This window comes from Bifidobacterium sp. POST2/T3 (B1) (genome assembly GCF_058197115.1).
The window spans coordinates 1-8,733 of the sequence record NZ_JBVPQK010000092.1 but is presented as its reverse complement, the minus strand read 5'-3'; the positions used below and the strand labels follow the sequence as shown (position 1 = coordinate 8,733).

The 8,733-nt window shown below is 57.4% G+C and carries 8 protein-coding genes; 7 read left to right on the top strand and 1 reads right to left on the bottom strand.

Translation table 11 applies throughout. The features are described from left to right. The 7 genes from AC0AP0_RS05985 to AC0AP0_RS05955 all read left to right on the top strand — a co-directional run. Positions 1-1,302 (top strand): adenylosuccinate synthase (locus AC0AP0_RS05985; RefSeq protein ID WP_490429519.1); only part of this gene is annotated, 1,302 nt, incomplete at its 5' end. A gap of 9 nt (positions 1,303-1,311) precedes the next feature. Beyond that, the gene (locus tag AC0AP0_RS05980) at positions 1,312-2,280 is read left to right on the top strand and encodes an FAD:protein FMN transferase (protein ID WP_490429709.1); all 969 of its coding nucleotides are present in this window, start codon (positions 1,312-1,314) and stop codon (positions 2,278-2,280) included. 399 nt (positions 2,281-2,679) lie between these two features. Further along, positions 2,680-3,936, top strand: coding sequence for an MFS transporter (locus AC0AP0_RS05975; RefSeq protein ID WP_195760154.1), 1,257 nt, complete (start codon positions 2,680-2,682; stop codon positions 3,934-3,936). A gap of 167 nt (positions 3,937-4,103) precedes the next feature. Continuing rightward, a complete protein-coding gene (locus AC0AP0_RS05970) occupies positions 4,104-5,390 on the top strand; it encodes an extracellular solute-binding protein (protein ID WP_490429708.1) in 1,287 nt (428 codons plus the stop codon). Positions 5,391-5,460: 70 nt separating this feature from the next. Next, positions 5,461-6,342 (top strand): carbohydrate ABC transporter permease, encoded by an 882-nt coding sequence (locus tag AC0AP0_RS05965; RefSeq protein ID WP_490429707.1) that lies wholly within the window; start codon positions 5,461-5,463, stop codon positions 6,340-6,342. Between the two features lie 9 nt (positions 6,343-6,351). Beyond that, positions 6,352-7,233 (top strand): carbohydrate ABC transporter permease, encoded by an 882-nt coding sequence (locus AC0AP0_RS05960; RefSeq protein WP_490429706.1) that lies wholly within the window; start codon positions 6,352-6,354, stop codon positions 7,231-7,233. A gap of 41 nt (positions 7,234-7,274) precedes the next feature. Beyond that, a complete protein-coding gene (locus tag AC0AP0_RS05955; RefSeq protein WP_490429705.1) occupies positions 7,275-8,459 on the top strand; it encodes a glycoside hydrolase family 1 protein in 1,185 nt (394 codons plus the stop codon). Here the strand turns inward: AC0AP0_RS05955 and AC0AP0_RS05950 are convergent. After that, a partial coding sequence (locus AC0AP0_RS05950; protein WP_490429704.1) for a substrate-binding domain-containing protein occupies positions 8,440-8,733 on the bottom strand: 294 nt, incomplete at its 5' end. The two genes, AC0AP0_RS05955 and AC0AP0_RS05950, sit on opposite strands and share 20 nt — an antisense overlap.

Here is an 8,733-nt window from a genome sequence, read left to right as displayed (position 1 = left end):
ATGCCGGGAATCGTGATCGTCGGGGCCCAGTGGGGCGACGAGGGCAAGGGCAAGGCAACGGATCTGATCGGCGAGCATATGGACTACGTCGCCAGGTTCAACGGGGGCAACAATGCCGGCCATACCGTGGTGGTGGGCGACCAGGAATACGCCCTCCATCTTCTGCCTTCGGGGATCATTCACCCGGCCATTACCCCGGTCATCGGCAATGGCGTCGTGGTTGACCCGGCCGCCCTCTTCGAGGAGATTGATGGGCTCCAGTCCCGCGGCGTGGACTGCAGCCGGCTGAGGATCAGCGAGTCCGCGCACATCATCGCTCCCTACCATCGGACCTTGGACAAGGTGACCGAGCGCTTCCTGGGCAAGCACAAGATCGGTACAACAGGTCGCGGGATCGGCCCAGCCTATGCTGACAAGATCAACCGTGTGGGCATTCGTGTGCACGATCTGTTCAATGTCGACCACCTGCGCGACAAGGTGGAAGCAAGCCTGCACCAGAAGAACCAGATGCTGGTCAAGCTCTACAACCGCCGGGCCATCGAGGTGGAGGCCACCGTTGAAGAACTGGCGGGATACGCTGAGCGGCTCAAGCCCTACGTGGCCAATACCTCGTTGATGCTCAACCAGGCTCTGGAGCAGGGCAAGAACGTCCTCTTCGAGGGGGGACAGGCCACCATGCTGGACGTGGACCATGGCACCTACCCCTTTGTCACCTCATCCAACTGCACAGCCGGGGGCGCCTGCACCGGCACTGGCGTGGGACCGACCAAGATCGACCGGGTGGTCGGCGTGGCCAAGGCCTATGTGACCCGCGTGGGAGAGGGGCCCTTCCCCACGGAGCTGGACAACGAGCAGGGCGAATGGCTGCGCCGTCAGGGCCACGAGTACGGGGTGACCACTGGCCGCTCCCGCCGCTGCGGCTGGTTCGATGCGCTGGTCAGCAGGTATGCGGTGCAGATCAATGGCCTGACCGACATCGTGCTGACCAAGCTGGATGTTCTCTCTGGTCTGGAGACCATCCCGGTCTGCGTGGGCTACGACATCACCCGGTCCGACGGCTCCCGGGTGAGGGTGGACCAGATGCCCGTGGACCAGGCCGAGTTCCAATCCGCCCAGCCGGTATACGAGGAGCTGCCGGGCTGGCGCGAGGACATCTCCGGTGCCAAGAGCTTCGACGAGTTCCCGACCAAGGCCAAGGACTACATCCATCGTCTGGAAGATCTGTCCGGCTGCCGCATCTCGGCCGTGGGCTCGGGTCCGGGCCGCGATCAAATCGTGCAGATCCACTCGCTGATCGACTAAGGAAGATCCATGGCTCTGCCCTGCCTGACCGCCTTCCCTGAGGCGGTCGGTACGGGAATCGTCATCTCCACGGACAGGCCTCTGGGAGAACGGCTGCACGGCGCCATCGTCAATCTGATTGAGGGTTACGAGCGTGCCCTGTCACGGTTCAGGCAGGATGCCATACCTGCGCAAATGGCCCAGGCTACTCATGGGGGCAGATTTGTCTTTCCTGACTACTGCCGGGGGCTCTTTGACCTATATGACAGGCTGTATTCCGCCACCGACGGGGCCTTGGACCCCATGGTGGGCGAGGACCTGACCCGTCTGGGCTACGGCAGGCAGCCGACCTTCCGGCTGCAGGCCGATGCCGCTGGTCATTTGGGGCGGATCCACGGGCGACCGACCTGGGGCGATGACCTCAGGCGTCAGGGCCCTGCCCTTATGACTACCGGTCCGGTCAGCCTTGATTTCGGGGCAGTCGGCAAGGGCTATCTGGTGGATCTGATTGCTGACCTGCTCGAACCTCGGGTCGAAGAGTATGTGATCGATGCTGGCGGCGACATGCGTATGCGGACCTCTCACCCGGTCTCTATAGCCATGGAGGATCCCAGCGATCTGTCGGCAGGCGTGGGTCGGATCGAGCTGTCCCATGGATCCTTGTGCGCCTCGGCCCCCAGCCGTCGTCACTGGGCCGACCGGTCCGAGGATGCCGCAGCGGCCGGACTGACAGCCCTTCACCACATCCTGGATGCCATCGACGGCCGTCCGGTCGACCGCGTGCTGGCATCCTGGGTAGTGACTGACGAGAAGAACAACGAACACCCCACGGGCCTGGCCGACGGTTTGGCCACTGCCCTTTTCCTGGTGCCGCCGGATGCGCTGGCCGCCGGATTTTCCTTCTCCTGCGCGTTGATGCGTGCCGACCGTCAGGCTCTGATCTCCGACGAATTTCCGGGCCGGTTCTTCACTGACCCCAATGACCATCCGTCCACATAGTGGACCTGTCTTGTTGAACAAGCCGGTGCCAGGCCTATGGTCGGCACCAATGCGGATGCGCAGAGAACGCATCCGATTCGTGAATGATGAAGGGAGGTTCGCCGTGATGACCAGCTTGACAGACACCCGCCGATTCGGCACTGTGTCCGCACGAATTATTAGCCCGTCCTCACCGGCGGACTGACTCGACAATCTTCATTGTTCGGCCCCGTCGGAAGGCGGGGCTGGACGCATAGGCTTCATCGCATCAGACCCTGCCAACAGCGGGGTTTTTCTATAAGGAGATGAGATGAAGTGACGGCAAACGACGTCAGTGTTGCTTCCCCGGCAGCGTCCGCGTCCGCGTCCGGCAGCACCCGTGTGACCCGCAGCTCGGTCCGCACAGTCATCGGGGCCTCCATGGTCGGCACGGCCATCGAGTTCTACGATTTCTACGCTTACGGGACGGCTTCGGCCAACTATTTCCCCAAGCTTTTCTTCCCCAAGACCGATCCGACCGTGGCCCTCCTGGCCTCCTTGCTGACCTTCGCCATCGCTTTCATCGCGCGGCCACTGGGATCCTTGATCTTCGGTCACTTCGGTGACCGCCAGGGACGCAAGACCACGCTAGTGGTCTCCCTGCTGACCATGGGCTGCTCCACGGTCCTGATCGGCGTCCTGCCCACCTATGCCACCTGGGGACTCTGGGCCGTGGTGGTCCTGTGCCTGTGCCGGTTCGTGCAAGGTATCGGCCTGGGCGGCGAGTGGTCCGGCGCGGCTCTGGTGGCCACTGAGAACGCCCCGGAAGGCAAAAGGGCCCTCTACGGCTCCTTCCCTGAGCTGGGCGCCCCCATCGGCTTCTTCCTGGCCAACGGAACCTACTTCCTGCTGGAGATGTTCTGCACCCCCGAGCAGATGCTGAGCTGGGGCTGGCGCGTGCCCTTCCTGCTCTCCGCCATCTTGGTGGTCGTGGGGCTGGCCGTGCGCGTCTCCATGCAGGAGACCCCCATCTTCCAGATGGCCCTGGATCAGCAGAAGGTCGTCAAGACCCCGCTGTTGGAGGTCTTCCGCAAGAGCTGGCGCCAGGTGCTCCAGGCCACCTTCCTGGTCGCGGTCACCTACACCCTCTTCTACACCCTGGCCACCTGGTCCCTGGCCTATGGCACCAAGCCCAAGTCCCAGGGCGGCGGCGGACTGGGCTTCACCAACCAGGAGTACCTGCTCATGCTCATGGTCTCCATCCTGGTCTTCGCCCTCTTCATCGTGCTGGCCTGCGTCTATGCGGACCGCATAGGCCGTCGCCGGGTGCTGATCGGCAGCTCCGTCATGCTGGTGGTCTTCAGCCTGGTCTTCCCCTACCTGCTCATGGCCCATCACAACACCTTCCAGGTCATGGTCTTCCTCTGCGTCGGGTTCGCCCTGATGGGCATCGCCTTCGGGCCCATCGGTGCTTTCCTGCCGGAGCTCTTTGACGCCAATGTGCGCTACTCGGGTTCCGGTATCGGTTATAACTTGGCGGCCATCGTGGGCGCGGCCTTCGTGCCTACCATCGCCACTTGGCTCTCCTCCCACTGGGGAGTGCGCTCGGTCGGGCTCTACCTGGCCGTCATGGCGGTCTGCTGCCTGGTGGCAGTGCTGACCTGCCACGAAACCAAGGATGTGGACTTCACCAAGTAGTTTTCGTTTTCTCCCGTAAGATTCATAGGAATCTCAACAAGATGGCGGCCTTAAGAGGCCGCCATCTTTTCTGCGATCCACCCTGGTCTTGATTGACATAGTAATGCCTAATCGTTTATACTGAACAAGCTATCTAAGCGTTTAGCTACCTGAGCAAGGAGGTTCAGATGAGATCGCGGTTGACGATGGTGGTAGCCGGAATAACGAGCATTGCTGCTATGGTTTCCTTGGCTGCATGTGGCCGTACAGCTGATTCTGGAGCAGAAAAGGACAACACGGCAGTATCTCATATCGGTGACTCCAAGGCCAGTGGTCAATTGACCATTTGGGCCATGGGCAACGAGGGTGAGAAGATGAACGGCTTCGTAAAAAAGTTCGAGCAGCAGAATCCCGATGTAAAGATATCCGTCACTTCCATTCCTTGGTCCAGTTACAAGGACAAGTTCCAAACGGCCATAGCAGCAGGTACTGGTCCGGATGTAGCCATGATGGGCAACACTGACATGGCTACCTACTCAAAAGCATTGTCCGCGGTGCCGGCTGACCTGGACATGAGCGATCTGAATGCCGGGCTTAAGGCCAGTGGCAAGGTCGGCAAGACTCAGCTTGGAGTGCCCATGTATGTTGACACCCGAGTGCTGTATTACCGTACCGACATTGCCAAACAGGCCGGCTGGGATCATGCGCCAAAGAGCTGGGATGAGCTCAAGGCTATGTCCAGCGATTTGAAGAAGGCCGATGGAGTGGAGTACGGATTCTTCATGTTCCCTACAGGGACTGACAGCTTCCAAGGCATGTCGCCTTTTGCCTTCTCGGATGGGGCCCAGTTTGTCAGCAAGGACAATAAGGCTTATACCTTCGACACTCCCGAGTTGAAAGACGCTCTGAAGTACACGACCAGCCTTTTCAAGGATGGGCTAGCGGATGTGAATGCTGATGTTACCCCAGGTTCCAACATGCAACAGTTCGTCTCAGGTGCAACACCGATGATGATCGAGGGCCCAACGGCTGCTGGTCAGATTGAGGAGCTTGGCGGGCCAGGCTTCGCAGACAAGTACGCCACGGCTGTGGTGCCTGCCAAGAAGTCGTCAACCTCTTTTGTCGGGGGTTGCAATTGGGCGGTTTTCAAAACATCGAAGAACAAGCAGTCAGCCTGGAAGTTCATCCAGTGGTTTGCACAGCCGCAGACCCAGGTTGATTGGTATAAGGCTACTGCCGATCTTCCCGCCTCAGGCAAAGCATGGAAAGACAAGGAACTTGCAGGTAATGCCAAGCTGCAGGCATTCGAAGAGCAGCTCAAGCATGTTCACTCCATGCCAGTCACCTTCACATGGGGCGAGATGGGCAAAACCGCAGATACCATCTATGAGAAAATGAACAGGGGAACCGTATCCGTCGAGGATGGTCTTAAGGAGTTGCAGCAACAGGCTGACTCCATAGGGACAGGAATGTAGCTCTGCTATGAATTCTTCGTCGCGTATCCGTGCAGAACGAAGACGATCTATGAAGGCGAGCGGGTCGTCGATGAGACTCGCTCGCCGCAGAAGGACTCTGGTCGCCTGGGGGTTCTCGCTGCCGTTCGTGATTGTCTTTGCTATATTTATGCTGATTCCTTTGGCTACTTCGCTGGTGATGTCGTTTACTGACATCACTGCCAGGGATATCCAAACACCCTTCAACGTCAACTTCATGGGGCTGAGCAATTACTTTAAGTTGTTCCGGGATCCCAGGTATTTGCATTCCCTGGGGACTACAGGCATATTCGTGGTTGTCGGGCTTCCGCTGACCATGGTTGTTGCTCTAGCCTTCGCAGTTGCGCTCAATAAGGGGCTCAGGCATGTCAACGCTTTCTTCCGTGCCTTGTTCTATGCTCCCGTGGTTGCGAGCACTGTGGCAGTCTCGGTGGTGTGGCGCTACATCCTGCAAAAAGATGGTCTGCTAAACACCCTTCTTGCAACTATCGGAGTTCAGGGCCCTGACTGGCTGCATGATACCAGGACGGCCCTGCCGGCCTTGATGGTCATGACCCTATGGCGGAACATGGGCACCCTGATGATCATCTTTTTAGCTGGTCTGCAGGCCATACCTGAAGAGGTTCTCGAAGCCGCAGAGATGGATGGCGCATCGGAATGGCGCAAGTTTCGCAGCATCACCCTTCCTCTGCTCCGGCCCACTCTTCTTCTTGGCGCCGTCCTGCAATCGGTGCTTTACCTGCAGTTCTTTGAAGAATCCTTTGTCATGACCCAGGGAGGTCCTTTGGATTCAACCCTTTCGGCTTCCTATTACATCTATGAAAAGTTTGGATTCGGGCAGTATGGTATGTCGTCGGCGGCAAGCTATGTGCTCTTCGCCATCATCGCCTTGGTGAGTCTGCTCCAGTTCAGAATTCTCAAGTCTGAGGATTAGGAGGGGAATATGTCAACCACTGCAGTAACGATGTCGCCGGAAATATCAGAGAACAAACCGAGTCTATGGACGAGATTTCGAAAGGCCCATGGCATTACCTATGTAGTTCTTTCTCTGGTCGGCATAATCTGGGTCTTTCCCTTCTTCTGGATGGTTCTGGGGTCGCTCAAGACTCAGCGTGAAATTATGGCAGTACCGCCTACACTCTTGCCTAAAAACCCAACCCTGGGCAATTTCACGCAGTGGTTTACTCAGCTTCATTTTGGCAACTATTTTATTAACAGTCTTGTAGTAGCCGTGGTGACGATGCTGGGTAACCTGGTCTTTTGCTCCATGGTCGGGTATGCGCTGGCGAAGATCGACTTCGCAGGCAAGAACGTGCTCTTCCTGCTGGTCATGGTTACGCTCATGGTACCGAGTGTCGCTACTTTTATACCTTTGTTCGTGATCATTTCGAACCTGCATATGCTCAATAGCTATTTCGCGCTCATTCTGCCTTTCCTGACTCAACCCATTGGTGTGTTCCTGATGCGTCAGTTCATGCAGAGTATCCCTGATGCCCTCTTGGAAGCTGGTCGGATAGACGGAGCGGGTGAGTTGCGGATCTTCTTCCAGATAGTTTTGCCGCAGTGCAAGCCGCCTTTGGCCACGCTTGCCGTCTTGACTTTCCTATCTTCTTGGAACAACTTCCTGTGGCCCTTGGTTGCTGCCCAGTCCAACAAAATGTACACCTTGCCCGTTGCTCTGTCTTTGTATTCCACGGGGCAAAATGCGACCAACTACAGTGTTCTGCTGGCTGGAGCCGTCCTTGTGGTCACGCCTATCCTGCTGCTGTTCGTCTTCCTTCAGAAATACTTTATCCAAGGTGTGACCATGAGCGGCATCAAGTAAACATCAATTACCTGTCACAGATACAGAGAGGAAAGCAGCCTATGACAGATGCCATGCAATTTCCGGAAGACTTTATCTGGGGAGCCTCCACGGCCGCTCATCAGGTTGAAGGAAACAATATCAACAGTAATTGGTGGGTTCGCGAGCATACTGATGGGACTGACATCAAAGAGCCGTCAGGAGATGCCTGCGATAGCTATCATCGGTATGATGAAGATATATCACTATTGGCAAATTCAGGTTTGCAGATGTACCGATTCTCCATTGAGTGGGCTCGAATTGAGCCGGAGGAGGGTTGCTTCTCCCAAGCTGAGCTGATGCACTATGCCCGGATGATCGAATCTTGCAGGGCGCATGGCGTGGAGCCCATGGTGACCCTTCACCACTTCACCGTTCCAAGGTGGTTTGCTGCCAAGGGTGGTTGGAGCAATCCCTCCGCGCCGGACCTATTTGTTCGTTACGTTCGTTTTGTTCTTCCGATCTTGGATGGAGTCACCTGGATCTGCACTATCAATGAGCCCAACATGGTGGCCATGACTCAGGGAGGGGAGACCGGAGAGGATATGGCCGCTTCCTCCCTTCCGGAGCCGAGCGAGAAGATAGCGCGTATCATTCTGCAGGCCCATCTTCAGGCTTCTGCTCTGCTCAGACAGGACAAATCCAAACGTGTGGGCTGGTCAGTTGCTGCTCAGGCCTTTCACGCCATGCCGGGCTGTGAGCAGGAAACGAGCGATTACGCCTATTGGCGCGAGACTTTCTTCTTCGAGCATGCGGCCGGAGATGACTGGGTCGGTGTGCAGGCCTATCTGCGTACATTCATCGGCAAAAATGGACCGCTGCCGGTTCCTGCAGAAGCTGAAAAGACTAAGAACGGGTGGGAATACTTTCCTCCCGCCTTAGGCATTGGCGTGCAGACTGCCTGGAATCTGACCGGTGGCGTTCCGGTCTTCGTGACTGAGAATGGCTTGGCCACTGATAATGATGCCCGCAGGATCGACTACACTCACGATGCTCTTGTGGGTCTCAAGAAGGCTATGGACCTGGGGATTGATGTTTTGGGTTATCTTCACTGGTCATTGCTCGACAACTATGAGTGGGGTTCATACGATCCAACATTTGGTCTTATCAGCGTGGACCGCAAGACATTCAAGCGAACTCCCAAGCCTTCTTTGACTTGGCTGGGTCAGGTCGCCAGGACAGGTATGCTCAACGTCCCTCGTCCCTAGGAGCTGGACCGGTGGTGGCTCTGTCGATGATATGAGTCTTGACCTGTGTGTGCGGTTCGGTTAAGGGTGAGCCGTTGATGAGCTGCATGGCCTTTCTGGCGGCCTCGGCTCCTATGTCTCTGGCCGGCTGGGCTACTGAAGACAAGCCGGCTAGAGCGGCAACATCCGAGGAGTCGAATCCCATGATCGAGACGACATCGGGCACCCTGATCTCAGCCTGGCGCAGTTCAGACAGAAGAGCCAAGGCGCAATCGTCAGACCAGGCGCAGATGGC

What these genes read in the sequence shown, in the direction of transcription:
- AC0AP0_RS05980 (WP_490429709.1), top strand. Translation starts at nt 1,312, where the DNA reads ATGGCTCTGCCCTGCCTGACCGCCTTCCCTGAGGCGGTCGGTACGGGA.
- AC0AP0_RS05975 (WP_195760154.1), top strand. Translation starts at nt 2,680, where the DNA reads ATGGTCGGCACGGCCATCGAGTTCTACGATTTCTACGCTTACGGGACG.
- AC0AP0_RS05970 (WP_490429708.1), top strand. Translation starts at nt 4,104, where the DNA reads ATGAGATCGCGGTTGACGATGGTGGTAGCCGGAATAACGAGCATTGCT.
- AC0AP0_RS05965 (WP_490429707.1), top strand. Translation starts at nt 5,461, where the DNA reads ATGAGACTCGCTCGCCGCAGAAGGACTCTGGTCGCCTGGGGGTTCTCG.
- AC0AP0_RS05960 (WP_490429706.1), top strand. Translation starts at nt 6,352, where the DNA reads ATGTCAACCACTGCAGTAACGATGTCGCCGGAAATATCAGAGAACAAA.
- AC0AP0_RS05955 (WP_490429705.1), top strand. Translation starts at nt 7,275, where the DNA reads ATGACAGATGCCATGCAATTTCCGGAAGACTTTATCTGGGGAGCCTCC.